We start from the raw sequence: 17,885 nt of genomic DNA, 5'->3' as shown, positions 1-17,885 counted from the left end.
GCCGGGCAGCTCTGACCGCCCCCATCCGAGGTGACCAGGAGAATAAAAAGTGCAAATCAATCGCTTGGCGTCATTGTTTATCGTGGGGGCGTCGCTGCTTCCATTCTCTGCGCAGGCAATGAATATCCTGTTGTCGAACGACGATGGCCTAAGCGCCAACGTCAAGGCATTGCGCGCATCGCTGCAAGCGGCGGGGCACGACGTGATACTCAGCGTTCCTTGTCAGAACCAAAGCGGTAAAGGCGCCTCGCTGACCTTTTTGCAACCGATCAAGCCGCTGGCCAAGACCTGCGTCGGCAATGCCGCAACGGTCGGAGCTCCGGGGGTGGGGGCGATCGCAGGACTGGCTGATAGCTACTACGTTGACGGCACACCGGTAATGGCGCTGATGTACGGCCTGGATGTGCTGGCGCCGGCTCGATGGGGTAGAGCGCCCGACCTAGTCCTCTCCGGGCCGAACGAAGGGCAGAACCTCGGCCCTTCGGTGATCGGCTCCGGCACCGTATCCAATGCCCAGGTCGCGCTGAGCCGGGCAATATCGGCTATCGCGGTAAGCGCCGATTCGCGCACCGCCAACGATGCAGCGCTGGCGAGCGAAGTGGCGGGGCTGACGGTGCAGCTTGTCAGCCAACTGGAAAGCCGCTCGCGTGGCGATGGCCTGTTACCTGCGGGCTACGGGCTGAACGTCAACATCCCTGACTTCAACTACGGCGAAAGCGCGCAGCTGCCCTGGGTAGTCACCCGTTTCGGCAACTTCGAAAAGTACCCGCTCCACTTCGTTCCTGATCTCGGCGCCGATCCGGTGGCCGCCGGCTACGGTCTCGGCGATGTTCATTTACCCGGAGTCAGCTTCTCGATAAACACTGCGAACGACGCCTCGGGCGCCACCGACCCCTTGAGCGAAACGCTACACAGCCTCAACGGGAAGATCACCCTTACGCCCATGCAGGTCGGCTACGAGGTCCCGCAAGCGTCGTGGCAGCAGCTCAACCAGTACCTCAGGAAAGCGTTGGGGAAACGCTAGTGGGTGTTCTCATGAGTACTGACACAAGATTTAGTTTTGCTGCGAGCGCCGACTACTGTATGAAAATCCAACGCTAAGTTATTGATTCTTTTATGGTAGAGTACGCGCTTTCCTGGTGCCTCAGAATTACCCTTTTCTCTTTGGCATCAAGAGGTTAGGCGCATCCAGTCGTCACCTTGACATGGTGGGGGCGTTGGTTCGAATCCAATTGTGCCTACCAAATTCGATAAAAAGGGTCACTCAGGTGACCCTTTTTTATTGGGCGCTTGTCGGGGCTCCAGGTTTCTGCAAGCATCCCGCTCTTCATTACCTCCAGTGACTCTGGTTCGGCCATGGTTGGCTGCAAGGCTCCTGCCACCGTATGGCAGGCATACCACCGAATCGCGTACTGGCTCATCCCAACCCATGTGGCCTTTGGTAGAGGTCACCACTAGGAGAGGAGGCGCCATGCCCATCATCACTCTTCCTGACGGCAGTCAGCGTACTTTCGACAATCCCGTTTCCGTGCTCGAGGTGGCCCAGTCCATCGGTGCGGGCCTGGCCAAGGCAACCCTGGCCGGCAAGGTCAACGGCAAGCAGGTGGATGCCTGCGATCTGATTGAAACCGACGCGACCCTGCAAATCATCACGCCGAAGGACGAGGAGGGTCTGGAAATCATCCGCCACTCCTGCGCGCACCTGGTTGGCCACGCCGTCAAGCAGCTCTATCCGACTGCTCGGATGGTGATCGGTCCGGTGATCGACGAAGGCTTCTATTACGACATCGCCTTCGAGCGCCCCTTCACTCCTGAAGATATGGCGGCGATCGAGAAGCGCATGGCCGAGCTGATCGAAAAGGACTACGACGTCATCAAGAAGATGACTCCGCGTGCCGAGGTCATCGAGCTGTTCAAGGCTCGCGGCGAGGAATACAAGCTGCGCCTGATCGAAGACATGCCGGACGAAACCGCCATGGGCCTGTACTTCCATGAAGAGTACGTGGACATGTGCCGTGGTCCGCACGTGCCGAACACTCGCTTCCTGAAAGCCTTCAAGCTGACCAAGATTTCCGGTGCTTACTGGCGTGGCGACTCGAAAAACGAGCAGCTGCAGCGTATCTATGGCACCGCCTGGGCCGACAAGAAGCAGCTGGCTGCCTACATCCAGCGCATCGAAGAAGCTGAAAAGCGCGACCACCGCCGCATCGGCAAGCAGCTGGACCTGTTCCACCTGCAGGAAGAGGCGCCGGGCATGGTGTTCTGGCATCCGGCTGGCTGGACTGTCTATCAGGTGCTGGAGCAGTACATGCGCAAGGTGCAGCGCGACCACGGCTATGTGGAAGTGCGTACCCCGCAGGTGGTTGACCGCATCCTCTGGGAGCGTTCGGGGCACTGGTCCAACTACGCCGAAAACATGTTCACCACTTCGTCGGAAAGTCGCGATTACGCGGTCAAGCCGATGAACTGCCCGTGCCACGTGCAGATCTTCAATCAGGGCCTGAAGTCCTACCGCGACCTGCCGCTGCGCCTGGCCGAGTTCGGTGCCTGCCACCGTAACGAGCCGTCTGGCGCGCTGCACGGCATCATGCGTGTGCGCGGCTTCACCCAGGACGACGCCCATATCTTCTGCACCGAAGATCAGGTGAAGAAGGAGGCGGCCGATTTCATCAAGCTGACCCTGCAGGTCTACAAGGACTTCGGCTTCGCTGACATTTCCATGAAGCTGTCCACTCGTCCGGCCAAGCGTGTAGGTTCCGACGAGCTGTGGGATCGCGCTGAAGGTGCCCTGGCCGATGCGCTGAACGAGTCCGGTCTGACCTGGGAATACCAGCCGGGCGAGGGTGCTTTCTACGGTCCGAAGATCGAGTTCACCCTGAAAGACTGCCTCGGCCGTAACTGGCAGTGCGGCACCCTGCAGTATGATCCGAACCTGCCGGAGCGCCTGGATGCGAGCTATATCGCCGAAGATAACAACCGTAAGCGCCCGGTGATGCTGCATCGCGCGATCCTCGGTTCCTTCGAGCGCTTCATCGGCATGCTGATCGAGCACTACGCTGGTTCGTTCCCGGCCTGGCTCGCGCCGACCCAGGCGGTGATCATGAATATCACCGACAAGCAGGCCGATTTTGCCGTTGAAGTGGAAAAGGCTCTCAACGAAAGCGGTTTCCGTGCCAAGTCCGACTTGAGAAACGAAAAAATCGGCTTTAAAATCCGCGAGCATACTTTGCTCAAGGTTCCCTATCTCTTGGTTATTGGAGACCGGGAGGTTGAGACTCGATCCGTTGCTGTGCGTACCCGTGAGGGTGTCGACCTGGGTTCCATGCCCATCGAAAGCTTCTCTGAATTGCTCGCACAAACGGTTTCCCGGCGTGGTCGCCAAGAATTGGAGTAATCACTATTAAGCGTGAAATGAGACAGGACAAGCGGACTCAACCGAAAGCCCCGATCAACGAGAACATTACGGCTCGCGAGGTGCGGTTGATTGGTGCTGACGGCCAGCAGATTGGCGTCGTCTCGATTGATGAAGCGCTTCGCGCTGCTGAAGAAGCGAAGCTGGATCTGGTAGAGATCTCTGCCGATGCCGTGCCGCCTGTTTGCCGGATCATGGATTACGGCAAGCACCTCTTCGAGAAGAAGAAGCAGGCCGCTGCGGCGAAGAAGAACCAGCACCAGCAGCAGATTAAAGAAATCAAGTTTCGTCCAGGGACGGAAGAAGGGGATTACCAGGTAAAACTACGCAACCTGGTACGTTTCCTTAATGAAGGGGACAAGGCCAAGGTATCCCTGCGATTCCGCGGCCGTGAGATGGCCCACCAGGAGCTGGGTATGGAGCTGTTGAAGCGGGTCGAAGCCGACCTCGCCGAAATCGGCACCGTAGAACAGCATCCTAAGCTGGAAGGACGCCAGCTGATGATGGTCATCGCTCCCAAAAAGCGAAAGTAACCCCCAGGGCACTGGCAGGCCTTGCGGTTATGTTTATTGATTGAATGCGGAGTATCCGAACATGCCAAAAATGAAAACCAAGAGCGGTGCTGCGAAGCGTTTCAAAAAGACCGCTTCCGGCTTCAAGCACAAGCACGCTTTCAAGAGCCACATCCTGACCAAGATGACTACCAAGCGTAAGCGTCAGCTGCGCGGCTGCACCCTGGTGCACCCGTCTGACGTGCGTAAAGTAGAGCGCATGCTGCGCGTTCGTTAATCGGTCAAGATTCTAGAGGAAATTACTCATGGCTCGTGTTAAGCGTGGCGTCATCGCTCGTGCTCGTCACAAAAAAATTCTGAAACTCGCCAAAGGCTACTACGGCGCACGCAGCCGCGTGTTCCGCGTTGCCAAGCAGGCGGTGATCAAGGCTGGCCAATACGCCTACCGTGACCGTCGTCAGCGCAAGCGTCAGTTCCGCGCTCTGTGGATCGCTCGTATCAACGCTGGTGCTCGTCAGAACGGTCTGTCCTACAGCCGTCTGATCGCTGGCCTGAAAAAAGCGGCCATCGAGATCGACCGTAAGGTTCTGGCCGACCTGGCAGTGAACGAAAAAGCGGCGTTTGCTGCGATTGTCGAGAAAGCTAAGGCCGTTCTGGCTTAAGTCCCCGACAATCCCGGGTTCGCCCGGTGCTGAACGTCACCGATAGGGGAAGGGCCTTGCGCTCTTCCCCTATTTCGTATCTGGAGTCAGTAAATGGAAAATCTGGATGCGCTGGTCTCGCAAGCGCTTGAGGCCGTGCAACAAACCGAAGACGTGAATGCCCTGGAGCAGATTCGCGTTCACTACCTTGGCAAGAAAGGCGAACTGACCCAGGTGATGAAGACCCTGGGCGATCTGCCGGCTGAAGAGCGTCCCAAGGTCGGCGCCCTGATCAACGCCGCCAAGGAGCGCGTTCAGGATGCCTTGAATACCCGCAAAGAGTCGCTTGAGCAGGCTGCCCTGACCGCCAAGCTCGCGGCCGAGCGTATCGACGTGACCCTGCCGGGCCGCGGCCAGGCCTCCGGTGGCCTGCATCCGGTAACCCGCACTCTCGAGCGCGTCGAACAGTTCTTCACTCGGATTGGCTACGGCATCGCCGAAGGCCCCGAAGTCGAAGACGACTACCACAACTTCGAAGCGCTCAATATTCCCGGCCACCACCCGGCCCGGGCAATGCACGACACCTTCTACTTCAACGCGAACATGCTGCTGCGTACCCACACCTCCCCGGTACAGGTGCGCACCATGGAGTCCCAGCAGCCGCCCATCCGCATTGTCTGCCCCGGCCGCGTATACCGCTGCGACTCGGATATCACCCACTCGCCGATGTTCCACCAGGTCGAAGGCCTGCTGGTAGACGAAGGCATCAGCTTCGCCGACCTCAAAGGCACCATCGAAGAGTTCCTGCGCGTGTTCTTCGAGAAGGACCTTGGCGTACGTTTCCGCCCCTCCTTCTTCCCCTTCACCGAGCCGTCGGCCGAAGTCGACATGCAGTGCGTGATGTGCTCCGGCAAGGGCTGCCGCGTGTGCAAGCAGACCGGCTGGCTGGAAGTGATGGGTTGCGGCATGGTTCACCCGAACGTGCTGCGCATGTCCGGCATCGATCCGGAGAAATACCAGGGCTTCGCCTTCGGCATGGGCGTTGAGCGCTTGGCCATGCTGCGCTATGGCGTCAACGACTTGCGCCTGTTCTTCGACAACGACCTGCGCTTCCTCGCGCAATTCCGCTAGGTCGTAGTGTCCGAAACGAATCCCTTAGGAGAGCAGGATGAAATTCAGTGAACAATGGCTGCGGAGCTGGGTAAGCCCGCAGGTATCCCGTGACGAGCTGGTGGCTCGTCTGTCCATGGCTGGTCTCGAAGTCGACAGCGTTACTCCGGTAGCGGGCGCCTTCAGTGGTGTGGTCGTGGGCGAGGTGCTGAGCACCGAACAACACCCGGACGCCGACAAGCTGCGCGTCTGCCAGGTGAGCAATGGCAGCGAGACCCTGCAGGTCGTGTGCGGCGCGCCCAACGTGCGCCCCGGCCTGAAGATCCCCTTCGCCATGATCGGTGCCGAACTGCCGGGCGACTTCAAGATCAAGAAGGCCAAGCTGCGCGGCGTCGAGTCCAACGGCATGCTGTGCTCGGCTTCCGAACTGCAGATCAGCGATGAAAATGACGGCCTGATGGAACTGGCGGCTGACGCCCCGGTTGGCCAGGACATCCGTGCCTACCTCGGCCTGGATGACGTGATCATCGAGCTGGGCCTGACCCCCAACCGCGGTGACTGCCTGAGCATGTCCGGCCTGGCCCGCGAAGTGGGTGCGCTCTACGCCGCACCGGTTTCCCGTCCGCAAGTCGCCGCCGTTGCGCCGGCTCATGACGAAGTACGCCCGGTTGAAGTGAGCGCTCCGGCTGCCTGCGCGCGCTACCTCGGCCGTGTGATCCGTAACGTCGACCTGTCCCGCCCGACCCCGCTGTGGATGGTCGAGCGTCTGCGTCGCTCCGAAGTGCGCTCCATCGATGCCGCCGTCGACATCACCAACTACGTGATGCTCGAACTCGGCCAGCCGATGCACGCCTTCGACCTCGCCGAAATCAACGGTGGCATTCGCGTGCGCATGGCGGAGGAGGGCGAGAAGCTCGTCCTGCTGGACGGCCAGGAAGTATCGCTGCGCGCCGACACCCTGGTGATCGCCGACCACAATCGCGCCCTGGCCATCGCCGGCGTGATGGGTGGCGAGCACAGCGGCGTCAGCGGCAAGACTCGCGACCTGTTCCTGGAAGCGGCCTTCTTCGACACCATCGCAGTCGCCGGCAAGGCTCGCTCCTACGGTCTGCACACCGATTCGTCCCACCGCTTCGAGCGTGGCGTTGACTTCCAGCTGGCTCGCGAAGCCATGGAGCGTGCGACTGGCCTGCTGCTGGAAATCGTCGGCGGCGAAGCCGGCCCGATCATCGAAGCTGCCAGTCAGGGCCACCTGCCGAACGTCGCGCCGATTACCCTGCGCGCCGATCGCATCGCCCAGATGCTGGGCATGGAAATGGACGCCGCCGAAGTCGAGCGCCTGCTCACTGCGCTGGACCTGAAGGTCACTGCCGAAGGTGCTGGCCAGTGGCGCGTAGAAGTGCCGAGCCACCGCTTCGACATCAGTCTGGAAGTGGACCTGATCGAAGAGCTGGGCCGCCTCTACGGCTACAACCGTCTGCCGGTTCGCTATCCGCAAGCCCGCTTGGCGCCGCGTGCACGCGCTGAAGGTGCGGTTGAACTGCCGGCCCTGCGTCGCCTGCTGGTGGCCCGTGGTTTCCACGAAGCCATCACCTACAGCTTCATCGATCCGAAGCTGTTCGAACTGTTCACTCCGGGCGTGAAGCCGCTGATGCTGGCCAACCCCATCTCCGCCGACATGGCTGCCATGCGTTCTTCGCTGTGGCCGGGCCTGGTAAGTGCGCTGCAGCACAACCTGAACCGTCAGCAGTCTCGCGTTCGCCTGTTCGAAAGCGGCCTGCGCTTCGTTGGCCAGCTTGAAGGTCTGAAGCAGGAGCCAATGCTGGCGGGCGTGCTCTGCGGTTCCCGTCTGCCGGAAGGCTGGGCACACGGTCGCGACGCCGTCGACTTCTACGACGCCAAGGCTGATGTCGAAGCCGTTCTCGGTGCCGCTGGCGACCTGGGTGCCTTCAGCTTCGTGCCGGGCGAGCATCCGGCCCTGCACCCGGGCCAGACTGCCCGCATCGAAAGGGAAGGGCGCCTGGTTGGCTTCCTCGGTGCACTGCACCCGGAACTGGCCAAGACCCTGGACCTGGATCAGCCGGTCTACCTGTTCGAGCTGGTACTGGCCGAAGTGATGCAAGGCAGGCTGCCGAGCTTCAGCGAGCTGTCGCGCTACCCTGAAGTGCGCCGTGACCTGGCCCTGCTGGTGGATCGCGAGGTTCCCGCAGAGTCCGTGCTGGCCACCATCCGCGAAGCCGCTGGCGAGTGGATGACGGACCTCAGGCTATTTGACGTGTATCACGGTAAAGGCATTGATCCGCTTAGAAAAAGCCTTGCCGTCGGCTTGACCTGGCAGCATCCATCGCGCACTCTTACTGACGATGAGGTGAACACCACGACGCAAAACATCGTCACCTCGCTAGAAGACAGGTTCAATGCCACGTTAAGGAAGTAGCGTATGGGGGCTCTGACGAAAGCTGAGATGGCTGAACGTCTTTATGAAGAGCTTGGCCTGAATAAACGGGAAGCCAAGGAACTGGTGGAGCTGTTCTTCGAGGAAATCCGTCAGGCGCTGGAGCACAACGAACAGGTGAAGTTGTCGGGATTCGGCAACTTCGATCTGCGCGACAAGCGTCAGCGGCCTGGCCGAAACCCGAAGACAGGAGAGGAAATCCCGATCACGGCACGCCGTGTGGTCACTTTCCGTCCAGGGCAGAAACTCAAAGCCAGGGTTGAAGCTTATGCTGGAACCGAGTCATAACGACGAGTTACCGCCCATTCCAGGCAAGCGTTACTTCACTATTGGCGAAGTTAGTGAACTCTGCGCAGTCAAGCCCCACGTGCTGCGTTACTGGGAGCAGGAATTTCCCCAGCTCAACCCAGTAAAGCGGCGCGGCAATCGTCGCTACTACCAGCGTCAGGATGTGCTGATGATTCGGCAGATCCGGGCGCTGCTATACGATCAGGGCTTTACCATCGGCGGGGCGCGCCAGCGCCTCTCCGGGGACGAAGCCAAGGAAGACACCACGCAGTACAAGCAGCTCATCCGCCAGATGATCGCCGAGCTCGAAGATGTCCTCCATGTGTTGCGGAAGTGAATTTTTTTGAAAAAAACCTTCCACAATTCAAAAGCTTAAGATATAGTTCGCTCCGCTTCCGGTGATCCGGAGCGAGCTACAAAACGTCGGGGCGTAGCGCAGCCTGGTAGCGCACTTGCATGGGGTGCAAGGGGTCGAGTGTTCGAATCACTCCGTCCCGACCATTTTCAGAGAAAGGCCGGTTCAGAAATGAACCGGCCTTTTTCGTTTCTGCATTTGCCCCACCGAAGAAAATGCCCCGCCAGCCCCTCCACTTTGAATGGTTTAACCGTACGGAGAGCCTCTCGATTGGCACTGGCGAGAGGTGGCGATTGTGTGATGCGTAGACCTGTGTACGCGCGCGCGAGGTGTAGCTCCGCCGCCCTTCTTCACTTGAGTACATCAGTTGTAGGGCTCGGCCTGCGTGTCGCAGGTCCAGTTCGGTTGGCGCCGCAGGTTGACGATCTGCAGCAGAGCGCCCAGGACGGCCACGCCGCCCGCGCAGGCGGCCAGGGTCCAGGTGGGCATCTGCAACAGCAGAACGGAGCCGCCCGCTGCAGCGCCGATAGCGCTGCCCAGGTAGAGCGCCGACTCGTTCAGTGCAATGGCTAGGTTGCCGTCGCCCTGGGTCTGGCGCGCCAAGATGAGTTCATTGTTCTGCGGTACCTGCAGGGCCCAGCCAACGGCTCCCCAGACAGCGATGGACAGCATCACCAGCCAGGTTCCGAGCGCGGCCGACAGTGGCAACACGAACAGCGATACGGCAAGGATCAGCATGATGGTGAAGGTCAGGACCGGTCCTTTGATGCGATCCACCAGGGGACCGACCAGGAAGCTACCCAGTACGCCGCCGATTCCCCAGACCCAGAGGTATGGTGTGACCGAGCGCACCGCGCCATAGGCCGGGTCAGCCAGCAGCGGGGCGATGAAGGTGTACATACCGAGGCTGGCGATGGCTGCCAGCAGGGACACCAGCAGGATGACCAGTACATGACCATCGCCGAGGATCGCCAGCTTCTGGCCCAGGGTACTGGCGGTGGCGGCTGGCAGGGCCGGGAGCTTCAGCAGCAAACCGAAGAAAGCCACGAGGCCGAGCAGGGTGACCAGCCACAGGGCGGCCTGCCAGCCCATCTGCTCGGCAATCAGCAGGCTGAGCGGCACGCCCAGCACCACGCCGCTAGCCATGCCGCCCATGATGATGGCGATGGCCTTGCCGCGACGCTCCGGCGTGGACACCGCGGCCGAGGCTCCGATGCCCATGGCCAGGTAGACGCCTGCGCCGATACCAGCAACGGCGCGCCAGACCATCAGTGTGGTGAAGTTCTCGGCCAGCGCACTGGCGGCGTTGGCGATGACGAAGAGGCTCAGGGCCAGCAGCAGTCCGGTGCGTTGGCGATGCGCCGGGGTCAGGGCCACGAAGATAGGCGAGCCCAGGCCGTATGCAAGGGTGAAGGCGGTCACCAGTTGGGCAGCCACCGCCACGGACACCGCGAACGAGGCTTCGATCATCGGGATCAGGCCGGCGGTGACGTAGGAGGCCATCCCGAGGGCAAATGCCCCTAGCGCTATGAGGTAGATGGGGGATTGGTTAGGTGTGTGCATGCTCAGACTCGTTTGCGCTCCATTGGAGGCAGGTTGGTGGAAGAACTGAGGGATGCGGCCCCGAGACGGGGCCACGTCTGGTTGGGGACTAGAGTTCGAGGCTGACGTCGTATTCGCTCAGCCAGGTGTTGAGGCCGACCGCCAGCTCCATGCCCATGCGTTCGTACATGGGCGAAACGGTGCCGAGCGGCTTGGCCAGGGTCTGCTGGACCCGGCCGTTGTCGAGCAGCGGGGTGACCGGCGCATTGCGATCCGCCTGGATGGCGGCCAGCGCGTCACGCAGTGCCTGCTCGTAGGCCGGATCCTGGGTCGAGGGGTAGGGGCTCTTGACCCGCTCACTGATCGACTCCGGCAGCAGGTCGCGGGTCGCCGCGCGCAAAATGCTTTTCTCCCGCCCGTCGAACGCCTTCATCGCCCAGGGGATGTTGAATGCGTACTCGACCAGACGGTGGTCGCAGAACGGCACCCGCACCTCGAGGCCGACGGCCATGCTCATGCGGTCCTTGCGATCGAGCAGGGTCTGTACGAAGCGGGTCAGGTTGACGTAGCTCATCTGCCGCATGCGGCGGTCCATCGCGCTCTCGCCTGGTAGTACCGGCGCCTCGGCGATGGCCTGGGCGTAGCTGTCGCGCAGGAATCCCTGCATATCCAGTTGAGCCAGCAGGCCCGGGTCGAACAGGGGCTTGCCGTCGAAGTACTTGCCGGTGACCGAGGTCAGCCACGGGAAAGTATCAGCCTGGATCGCCTCCGGGTCGTGGAACCAGCGGTAGCCACCGAATACCTCGTCCGCACTCTCGCCGGACAGGGCCACCGTCGAGTGCTTGCGCACTTCCTGGAACAGGCGATAGAGCGATGGCCACATGTCGCCCCAAAAGGCTGGCGGCAGATCGAGGGCGCGGACGATCTGCGCGCGCAACGCCGGATCAACCAGCTCGCGGCTGTCGAGGACGATCTCCTGATGGCTGGAGCGGATCTTCTCCACCAGGTCGCGCACGAAGGGCGCATCCGGCGTGCCGCGCACGGCATCGCCGGTGAAGCCGCTGCCGTGGTCGACGAAGTCGACGGAGAAGGAGTGGATGTTCTCCTTGCCGGCGGCCAGGAGCTTCTTCGAGGCCAGCGCGGTGATGATTGAGGAGTCGAGACCACCTGAGAGCAGGCTGCACAGCGGCACGTCGGCGACGATCTGGTGGTCGACGATGTCCTCCAGCAGGTCGCGGGTATGGCGGATGGTTTCATCCAGCGAGTGGGTATGCTCGCGCGCCTCGAGCTTCCAGTAGCGGCGGCGACTCACGCCCTGGCGGTTGATGCGCACGATCTCGCCCGGCATTACCTCGCGCATGCCGTCGAACACCGCATGGCCGGGTGTCTTCACCATCTCCAGGATCTCGCGCAAACCGTTGGCACGCACCCTGCGCGGCACCAGTGGGTTGGCCAGCAGGGCCTTGGGTTCCGAGCCGAAGATCACGCCGTCCGCGGTGGGGTAGTAGTACAGCGGCTTGACGCCTATACGGTCGCGGATCAGCAGCAACTCCTGGGAGCGCAGATCCCAGATGGCAAAGGCGTACATGCCGTTGAGGCGCTCGACGAATGTCTCGCCCCATTCCACATAGGCACGCAGCACCACCTCGGTATCGCTGCGGGATTCGAAGTGGTGCCCGCGCCGTTGCAGCTCGGTACGCAGCTCGCGGAAGTTGTAGACCTCGCCGCTGTAGGTGATGGCGGCGACTTCACGCGGGCCTCCGTGCATGGCCGTCATCGGCTGGCGACCACCTTCCAGGTCGATGATCGACAGCCGGCGATGGCCCAGCCCGACCGGCCCGTCGATCCATAGTCCGCCGGCATCCGGTCCACGCAGGGCCATGGTGTCGGTCATGCGCTGCAGGGTGCCGCGTTGCGCGTCCATGTTCTGGCTGTAGGACAGCCATCCAGCGATTCCACACATAGTCTCTCTCCTTGTGAATGGGGTTACCCGAGGCTTTCCAGATCGCTGTCCTCGGCCAGCAGCACGCGTGTCTCGCCATGGACGTAGCGCGCCGGTGGTGGGGTTTGGGCGTGGGAGTCGAGCTCGTTGAGCAGGCGTTGCAGGGACATGGCCGTATCGAGGCCAGCGAAGCTCTGGCGCGGCGGTTCCTTCAGCGCTACTGCGCGTACCACCTGCAGGCACAGCCGCGAGAGCTTGTGCAGGGTTTCCAACCCAGGTATGTCGGGGGTGGTGGCGAACTCGTGCAGCAGTTCCTCGGCGCCGTTGGCTCCGCGTGTCCAGATCCGCAACTGGTCGTGATCCCAGCGCGGTGTGTCGAACACCAGTCGCGCGTTGATTAGCCGGGCGTCTCGGTCAACGAAACTGAAGTCCACCGTGCGCTGGCGGACGATGTTTACGAAGCTGCTGTAGCCGGTGACCGGTGCATCACCCAGGCTGGCAGTGAGATGCACGGTGTCGAGCACCGCTTCGCCGGAAATCGAGAAGTCCGAGCGCACACCGAGTACGCCCTGCAGCCTGAGTTGGCCTGCGCGCGGGTAGATCCAGCCGACGAGATCCAGCGCATGGATTACCTCGCTGGTCACGCCACAGGTGGGGCGGTAGTCGTTGATACGGTCTTTGCCCCAATGGAAGTTGGCGCGCACCAGCTGCCAGTCATGCCGCTCGACCCATTCGCGCAATTGCCGGGTGGCATCGGAGTAGCGCTCCACTAGGTCCAGGGCGAAGCCGCTGACGTGCGCCAGCGCGGCGGAGAGCTCGGCCAGATCATCCTGCGGAGTGACCAAGGGCTTCTCGCAGATCACGAAGCCGCGGTAACCAGCCAGCTGCTTAAGCACGGCCGCATGGCTGTGATCGTTGACGCTGATGACGACGATGCCCGGCGCGAACTCCTCCAGTGCCCGATCGACGCTGTCAAAGTAGGACTGTTCGGTCGGCCTCTTCCGACGATCGACATAGGCCAGCGACAGCGGCATACCGGTGCTGGTGGCGATGTGCTCGAAGGCGCGACGATAGCGATTGCCGGCATAGCCCAGACCGATGATCAGGATCTTCATGCCGAGGCCTCCTGACGGAACATCAGGCACTCATCGCTGGCTGCGAAGCCCAGATCCTGGTACAGCGTCCCAGCAGCGTCCGTGCTTTGCAGGACCACGGACCTGACGCCGCGATTGGCGAACCAACGCGGCAGATGCTGCATCAATTGCCGGGCAATGCCGCGGTTGCGCCATTGCGGCTCCACCACTACCGACTGCACCCATCCGGACAGGCCGTTGAGGCAGCCGGGGGCGGGGGCACGCTGGTCGATAATGGCCGTCGCACAGCCCAGCACCTGGCCTGACTCATTGTGCTCGGCGGCGACGATCTGCACGCAGTCGCTCTCGCCCAGGCGGCTGCCCAGCCAACTGCGATACGCCGCCCGCCACTGCGCGACATCCTCCGGAGTTTTGCTGGAGTAGCTGGCCGAAGTGCCATCCAGCAGGAGCGCGCGTAATTCGACCAGGCTGGCCAGGTCAGCTAGAGTCGCCGGGCGCACGGTGAGGAAGGTCTGATCCATCTCAGGCCACCTCCGTGCGAAAGGTCTGAGACGCCAGCGGAATCGAGAAATGTTCGAAGGTTTCACGCAGCGACACCGCTAGGTGTTCGATCTGCGCATCGCTGTGGTTCGGTGTGGCATTGACCCGGAAACGTTCAGTACCTACAGGCACGGACGGATAGTTGATCGGCTGCAGGTACACGCCGTGGGTATGTAACAGGCGCTCCGCCGCCGCTTTGCATCGCCGTGCCTCGCCCACCAGCACCGGCAGCACGTGGGTCTGGGAGCAGGGCATCACGGGCACGTCATGGTGTCTGAGGCGCTCGCGCAGCTTGGTCGTCTGCGCGTGCAAACGGTCGCGCTCGACGCTGTTGGCCTTGAGGTGCTCGACGCTTGCCAGGCAACCGGCGGTGATCGCCGGTGGTAGGGAGGTGGTGAAGATAAAACCGGTGGCAAAGGAGCGTACCGCGTCGACGATCACCTGGGTCGAGGCGATGTAGCCGCCAATCACGCCGATGGCCTTGGCCATGGTGCCCTGGATGATGTCCACCTGATCGGCCAAGCCGAGTTCCGCGGCTATGCCTGCACCGCGTGGACCGAACATGCCCACGGCATGGACCTCGTCGAGGTAGGTGAGGGCGTTGTAGCGCTTGGCGACAGCGACGATCTCGACGATGGGGGCGATATCACCGTCCATGGAGTAGGCCGATTCGAACACTACGATCTTCGGCTGCTCCAGCGGGTAGCTGGCGAGGATCTGCTTCAGGTGCTCGACGTCGTTATGGCGGAAGACCTTGCGCTCGTTCGGTGTCGAGCGGATGCCATTGACGATGGAAGCGTGGTTTAGTTCGTCGCTGATCACCACGCATTCCGGGATGCGCCGCAGCAGACACTGGATGGTGGCGTCGTTGGAGCCGAAACCGGTAGGGAACACCAGGGCCGCTTCCTTGCCGTGCCAGTCGGCCAGGCTGGTCTCCAGGCGGGCATACACCTCATGCGAGCCGCCGATGTTGCGGGAGCCGCCGGAGCCAGCGCCGTAGGTCTCCAGCGCGTCGTGCATCCTCTCTCGGATGATGGGGTGTTGGGACATGCCCAAGTAGTCGTTGCTGCACCAGACCACCACCGGTTCCCGGTCGCTGTCGTCCAACTTGGCTAGCGGGTATTGGCCGCAGATGCGGCTGAGGGTGGTGAACGTGCGGTACTGATTGGAGGACTTCAATGTCTCCAGTTGTTGGCGAAGAAGTGCTTGGTACATCCCTTTATCTCCTTAGCAATTGATGACACGTCTCTGTGTGCTTCCTCATCAAGTAAGTGCTCTGGCGTGCGAGTTTGCGGCCAGGCCAGGGTATTCTTCTCGGGATTTATAGGGGTTACAATTTGACTGTTTATGCTGTTACTAGAGGTAATCGGATGAGCGCGCCCCGAACACTTGAACGCACCCGGGTAGAGTTGGCCGAATTCCTGCGTAGCCGCCGCGAGCGCATCTCGCCGGAGGAGGTGGGGCTACCTGCCGGTTGCCGAAGACGCACGCCAGGGCTGCGTCGAGAGGAGGTGGCTGCTTTGGCGGGGGTGGGTTTGTCCTGGTACACCTGGCTCGAACAAGGGCGAGACATCAGCGTGTCCTCCAACTTCCTCGACAACCTATCCCGTGCCCTCAAGCTGGATGCCACCGAGCGTCGTCATCTGTTCCTGCTGGCTCACCAGCGTTTGCCGGCGGAGCCTGGACGGACCTGGTGCGTGGTGCCGCCGCTGATCCATCGGCTGATGGCGGATATCCCGACGCGCCCGGCCTATGTGCTCAACCTGCGCTGGGACGTGCTGGCCTGGAACACCGCGGCGGACCGGGTCTTCGGTTTCTCCGCGATACCGGCTGACCGCCGCAACTTGCTCTGGATGCTATTCACCAGCCCGGGCATGCAAGCGCTGTTCAATCCCTGGCAGGAGCAGGCGCTGCAGATCCTCTCCAGTTTCCGTCGGGACTTCGTACGGGCAACCCAGGATCCGGAAATCGCCGCGCTGGTAAAGGACCTCGCCAAGGTTTCGCCCGATTTCAGGGACTGGTGGCAACAGCAGGATATTCATGGCCCGTGCCAGGGCATTCGCAACCTGCGCATCGATTCGATTGGCCAGATCGTGTTCGAGCACACCACACTGACCATCGACGAGGATCGCCACCTGCGCCTGGTCTACTACGCGGCCAAAGAGGGCAGGCCGGAAAGCAGAGCCTTCGAGCAGTGGCTGCAGCAGGTGCCGACCCTGGTGTAGGGGCGGGCGACCGCTCTGCCAATCGCCGGCCGGGGCCGGCGTCCCAGTCGCCAGGACATGCTGCTCCGCACCACTGCGGAGAGTTCGGATCACTCCGTCCCGACCATATTCAGAGAAAGGCCGGTTCAGAAATGAACCGGCCTTTTTTGTTTCAGGGACTTTTGCGGGACTCTTCATCCTGCCTTCCTCCTCAGTATCGTCAGTACCGGCCCGCAGGAGTCCGTTGTCGATATCTTATTGGCCTCATCGATCAGTTTTCCCAGCTCTGCCGCCGAGTAATGACTGGTGATACTGCGGTTCTTGTGTCCCAGCAGAGCCCTCCGGTCAGCGGCTTGGTGCGGCTGATATCCGAAGGCGCCAACACTCGGTACAGCGATACCGGATGCTCGGCCGATACGAAGTCGGCGATGCGCCAGTTGCGACGGGACCCCGACGGTGTAGGCCCAGGAAGGACATGGCCCAGGACAGCATCCCCGAGCGCTTGTTCTCGCTCTTGTTCAGTACTTGCCGTGCGGCCGAGGCTTTCATTGGATGGAGCGCGTTGCCCAGATGGGACGTGGTCATCTCCGGTGCAGGGGGCAGCTCGAAGGTGCAGGCCGGGTCCGAGAGGAAGTTGGCGACGCCGCGCAGAGTTTTGTCCTGGCCGGCATAGAACGCATGCAGGATGGCGCCGAACAGGTGCGAGTCAGTCCTGGCTTCTACGATCCTGAGCCTGAAATGGATCGGGACAAGAATTTGCTCTCCGGCATGCTGCGAATTGGCAATGACCGTGTTGAGCGCTGGATCATGGCTCCGGCGCTGGGCTCACCCGAGCAGTTCCTGGGCACCATCGATCATGTGGATGAGGTATGAAACAGGTGGAGGCGAGCCTTGCGTGCAAGTACAAGGCGTGAGAGCCGCCATGAGCAAGCCATGGCCATGCTGAGGCGCGTGGCCGGCATTCACCCACCAAGCCATGTCGTCGAGCTCGTCGATCGATTTATTGATCACCGTGCCGGGTGACCTGTCTGGCGACCTCACCTGCGCCCGCAAACATTCCGTCTTCATGCCGTGCTAAATAGCAAAATAAGTTGTACAAGCAATATTTTTGTACAACTATTTCGGCATGTCGCCATTTCAAGCAGGGGAGTCGCATGGTGGCACTTGGCTGGTTGCTCAAGTGCGGGGCCCACAAGGTCAGTTACCTGTCCTTGGTGCTCTCGCTGAGCACGACAGCGGCGCTGGCGGACTGGCGCGAAGACCTGCCTGGTGCACGCGCTGTCGGCGCTGGCCATTTCAAATGGTTCGGCTTTTCAATCTACGAAGCGAGGCTCTGGAGCCCAAGCGCCAGGCCAACGCTGGACACCCCCTTCGCCCTGGAACTGACCTACCGGCGTGAGATCAAGCGTGGCGAACTGGTAGAGGTCAGCCTGGAGGAAATGCGCAGGCTAGGCGATGAAGGGCTCCGCCAGGATCGCTTGGCGCGTTGGGCTCACGAAATGCATGAAGCCTTTGTCGATGTGCTCCCCGGCCAGAGCATCACGGGCCTGTACTTACCGGGCCAAGGGTGTCGCTTCTATGTGGATGGGCGATTGAGCCGGGAGGTGGTCGATCCGGACTTCGCCCGGGCCTTTTTTGCCATCTGGCTGGACCCGCGCACGCGCAATCCCGAACTGCGACGCCAACTGCTGGGTCTGGAGGTTGCCGCCGAATGAGTCGCTTGCCCGATGCATGGCGAAGGCACTACCGACTGCGCATGGAACTGGGCGGCGTGACCTTGTCCGCCCGCC

General features: G+C 61.7%; 16 protein-coding genes, 2 tRNA genes and 2 pseudogenes. 13 read left to right on the top strand and 7 right to left on the bottom strand.

All coding sequences use genetic code 11. The annotated features are described in order from the left end of the window. Positions 1-49: 49 nt before the first annotated feature. From E8E91_RS18150 to E8E91_RS18100, 11 genes are all read left to right on the top strand, one after another. Positions 50-1,024 (top strand): 5'/3'-nucleotidase SurE, encoded by a 975-nt coding sequence (locus E8E91_RS18150; protein ID WP_280377522.1) that lies wholly within the window; start codon positions 50-52, stop codon positions 1,022-1,024. Between the two features lie 156 nt (positions 1,025-1,180). Beyond that, a tRNA-OTHER gene (locus tag E8E91_RS18145) sits at positions 1,181-1,244 on the top strand. Between the two features lie 227 nt (positions 1,245-1,471). Continuing rightward, positions 1,472-3,394, top strand: a complete 1,923-nt coding sequence (gene thrS / locus E8E91_RS18140; protein WP_280377520.1) for a threonine--tRNA ligase — start codon at positions 1,472-1,474, stop codon at positions 3,392-3,394. Continuing rightward, on the top strand, positions 3,394-3,945 hold the full coding sequence (gene infC / locus E8E91_RS18135; RefSeq protein WP_271412243.1) for a translation initiation factor IF-3: 552 nt from the start codon (positions 3,394-3,396) through the stop codon (positions 3,943-3,945). The genes thrS and infC overlap by 1 nt, the downstream gene beginning before the upstream one ends. Positions 3,946-4,006: 61 nt before the next feature. Continuing rightward, positions 4,007-4,201, top strand: a complete 195-nt coding sequence (gene rpmI / locus E8E91_RS18130) for a 50S ribosomal protein L35 (protein ID WP_016493509.1) — start codon at positions 4,007-4,009, stop codon at positions 4,199-4,201. A gap of 28 nt (positions 4,202-4,229) precedes the next feature. After that, positions 4,230-4,586: a 50S ribosomal protein L20 gene (gene rplT / locus E8E91_RS18125; RefSeq protein ID WP_044874620.1), complete on the top strand. Its 357-nt coding sequence runs from the start codon at positions 4,230-4,232 to the stop codon at positions 4,584-4,586. Between the two features lie 93 nt (positions 4,587-4,679). Further along, complete coding sequence (pheS, locus tag E8E91_RS18120) at positions 4,680-5,696, top strand: phenylalanine--tRNA ligase subunit alpha (RefSeq protein ID WP_077526030.1); 1,017 nt, start codon at positions 4,680-4,682, stop codon at positions 5,694-5,696. Between the two features lie 37 nt (positions 5,697-5,733). Then, positions 5,734-8,112 carry a phenylalanine--tRNA ligase subunit beta gene (gene pheT / locus E8E91_RS18115; RefSeq protein ID WP_280377517.1) on the top strand — a complete coding sequence of 793 codons (2,379 nt, stop codon included), beginning with the start codon at positions 5,734-5,736 and terminating at the stop codon, positions 8,110-8,112. 3 nt (positions 8,113-8,115) lie between these two features. Continuing rightward, complete coding sequence (gene ihfA, locus E8E91_RS18110; protein WP_044874623.1) at positions 8,116-8,418, top strand: integration host factor subunit alpha; 303 nt, start codon at positions 8,116-8,118, stop codon at positions 8,416-8,418. Next, positions 8,399-8,755, top strand: a complete 357-nt coding sequence (locus E8E91_RS18105; RefSeq protein WP_016493505.1) for a MerR family transcriptional regulator — start codon at positions 8,399-8,401, stop codon at positions 8,753-8,755. The genes ihfA and E8E91_RS18105 overlap by 20 nt, the downstream gene beginning before the upstream one ends. Before the next feature lie 87 nt (positions 8,756-8,842). Continuing rightward, positions 8,843-8,919 (top strand) — tRNA-Pro (locus tag E8E91_RS18100). Between the two features lie 217 nt (positions 8,920-9,136). Here the strand turns inward: E8E91_RS18100 and E8E91_RS18095 are convergent. The 5 genes from E8E91_RS18095 to hemA form a co-directional block, all read right to left on the bottom strand. After that, positions 9,137-10,336, bottom strand: a complete 1,200-nt coding sequence (locus E8E91_RS18095; protein ID WP_280377515.1) for an MFS transporter — start codon at positions 10,334-10,336, stop codon at positions 9,137-9,139. 88 nt (positions 10,337-10,424) lie between these two features. Next, positions 10,425-12,278: an asparagine synthase (glutamine-hydrolyzing) gene (gene asnB / locus E8E91_RS18090; RefSeq protein WP_280377513.1), complete on the bottom strand. Its 1,854-nt coding sequence runs from the start codon at positions 12,276-12,278 to the stop codon at positions 10,425-10,427. 23 nt (positions 12,279-12,301) lie between these two features. Then, positions 12,302-13,372 (bottom strand): Gfo/Idh/MocA family oxidoreductase, encoded by a 1,071-nt coding sequence (locus tag E8E91_RS18085; RefSeq protein WP_280377510.1) that lies wholly within the window; start codon positions 13,370-13,372, stop codon positions 12,302-12,304. Beyond that, positions 13,369-13,872 carry a GNAT family N-acetyltransferase gene (locus E8E91_RS18080; RefSeq protein ID WP_280377506.1) on the bottom strand — a complete coding sequence of 168 codons (504 nt, stop codon included), beginning with the start codon at positions 13,870-13,872 and terminating at the stop codon, positions 13,369-13,371. Before E8E91_RS18080 ends, E8E91_RS18085 begins: the two co-directional genes overlap by 4 nt. A 1-nt stretch (position 13,873) precedes the next feature. Further along, positions 13,874-15,106, bottom strand: coding sequence for a 5-aminolevulinate synthase (gene hemA, locus E8E91_RS18075; protein WP_280377504.1), 1,233 nt, complete (start codon positions 15,104-15,106; stop codon positions 13,874-13,876). A 155-nt stretch (positions 15,107-15,261) separates the two neighbouring features. On the opposite strand from hemA, the gene E8E91_RS18070 reads away from it, so the two are divergent. Further along, positions 15,262-16,116, top strand: a complete 855-nt coding sequence (locus tag E8E91_RS18070) for a helix-turn-helix transcriptional regulator (protein ID WP_280377501.1) — start codon at positions 15,262-15,264, stop codon at positions 16,114-16,116. Positions 16,117-16,289: 173 nt separating this feature from the next. Here the strand turns inward: E8E91_RS18070 and E8E91_RS18065 are convergent. Both E8E91_RS18065 and E8E91_RS18060 read right to left on the bottom strand, forming a co-directional pair. Next, positions 16,290-16,442: pseudogene (locus tag E8E91_RS18065) on the bottom strand (site-specific integrase); the annotation flags it as partial. Beyond that, positions 16,442-16,800 (bottom strand): annotated as a pseudogene (locus tag E8E91_RS18060) (conjugal transfer protein TraG); the annotation flags it as partial. The pseudogenes E8E91_RS18060 and E8E91_RS18065, both read right to left, overlap by 1 nt. Positions 16,801-17,249: 449 nt before the next feature. On the opposite strand from E8E91_RS18060, the gene E8E91_RS18055 reads away from it, so the two are divergent. Further along, positions 17,250-17,810, top strand: a complete 561-nt coding sequence (locus E8E91_RS18055; RefSeq protein WP_280377804.1) for a chalcone isomerase family protein — start codon at positions 17,250-17,252, stop codon at positions 17,808-17,810. Positions 17,811-17,885 lie beyond the last annotated feature (75 nt).

It is taken from the genome of Pseudomonas sp. BN515, from assembly GCF_029873155.1.
In the GTDB taxonomy this organism is placed as follows: domain Bacteria; phylum Pseudomonadota; class Gammaproteobacteria; order Pseudomonadales; family Pseudomonadaceae; genus Metapseudomonas.
The sequence above is the reverse complement of the archived record's forward strand: the minus strand, read 5'-3'. Positions and strand labels throughout refer to the sequence as shown.

Bases quoted from the DNA above. Each gene is read 5' to 3' on its own strand.
- thrS (WP_280377520.1), top strand. From the start codon at position 1,472: ATGCCCATCATCACTCTTCCTGACGGCAGTCAGCGTACTTTCGACAAT.
- E8E91_RS18080 (WP_280377506.1), bottom strand. From the start codon at position 13,872: ATGGATCAGACCTTCCTCACCGTGCGCCCGGCGACTCTAGCTGACCTG.
- E8E91_RS18070 (WP_280377501.1), top strand. From the start codon at position 15,262: ATGAGCGCGCCCCGAACACTTGAACGCACCCGGGTAGAGTTGGCCGAA.
- ihfA (WP_044874623.1), top strand. From the start codon at position 8,116: ATGGGGGCTCTGACGAAAGCTGAGATGGCTGAACGTCTTTATGAAGAG.
- pheT (WP_280377517.1), top strand. From the start codon at position 5,734: ATGAAATTCAGTGAACAATGGCTGCGGAGCTGGGTAAGCCCGCAGGTA.
- E8E91_RS18105 (WP_016493505.1), top strand. From the start codon at position 8,399: ATGCTGGAACCGAGTCATAACGACGAGTTACCGCCCATTCCAGGCAAG.
- E8E91_RS18055 (WP_280377804.1), top strand. From the start codon at position 17,250: ATGGTGGCACTTGGCTGGTTGCTCAAGTGCGGGGCCCACAAGGTCAGT.
- rplT (WP_044874620.1), top strand. From the start codon at position 4,230: ATGGCTCGTGTTAAGCGTGGCGTCATCGCTCGTGCTCGTCACAAAAAA.
- hemA (WP_280377504.1), bottom strand. From the start codon at position 15,106: ATGTACCAAGCACTTCTTCGCCAACAACTGGAGACATTGAAGTCCTCC.
- E8E91_RS18085 (WP_280377510.1), bottom strand. From the start codon at position 13,372: ATGAAGATCCTGATCATCGGTCTGGGCTATGCCGGCAATCGCTATCGT.
- pheS (WP_077526030.1), top strand. From the start codon at position 4,680: ATGGAAAATCTGGATGCGCTGGTCTCGCAAGCGCTTGAGGCCGTGCAA.
- rpmI (WP_016493509.1), top strand. From the start codon at position 4,007: ATGCCAAAAATGAAAACCAAGAGCGGTGCTGCGAAGCGTTTCAAAAAG.
- E8E91_RS18095 (WP_280377515.1), bottom strand. From the start codon at position 10,336: ATGCACACACCTAACCAATCCCCCATCTACCTCATAGCGCTAGGGGCA.
- asnB (WP_280377513.1), bottom strand. From the start codon at position 12,278: ATGTGTGGAATCGCTGGATGGCTGTCCTACAGCCAGAACATGGACGCG.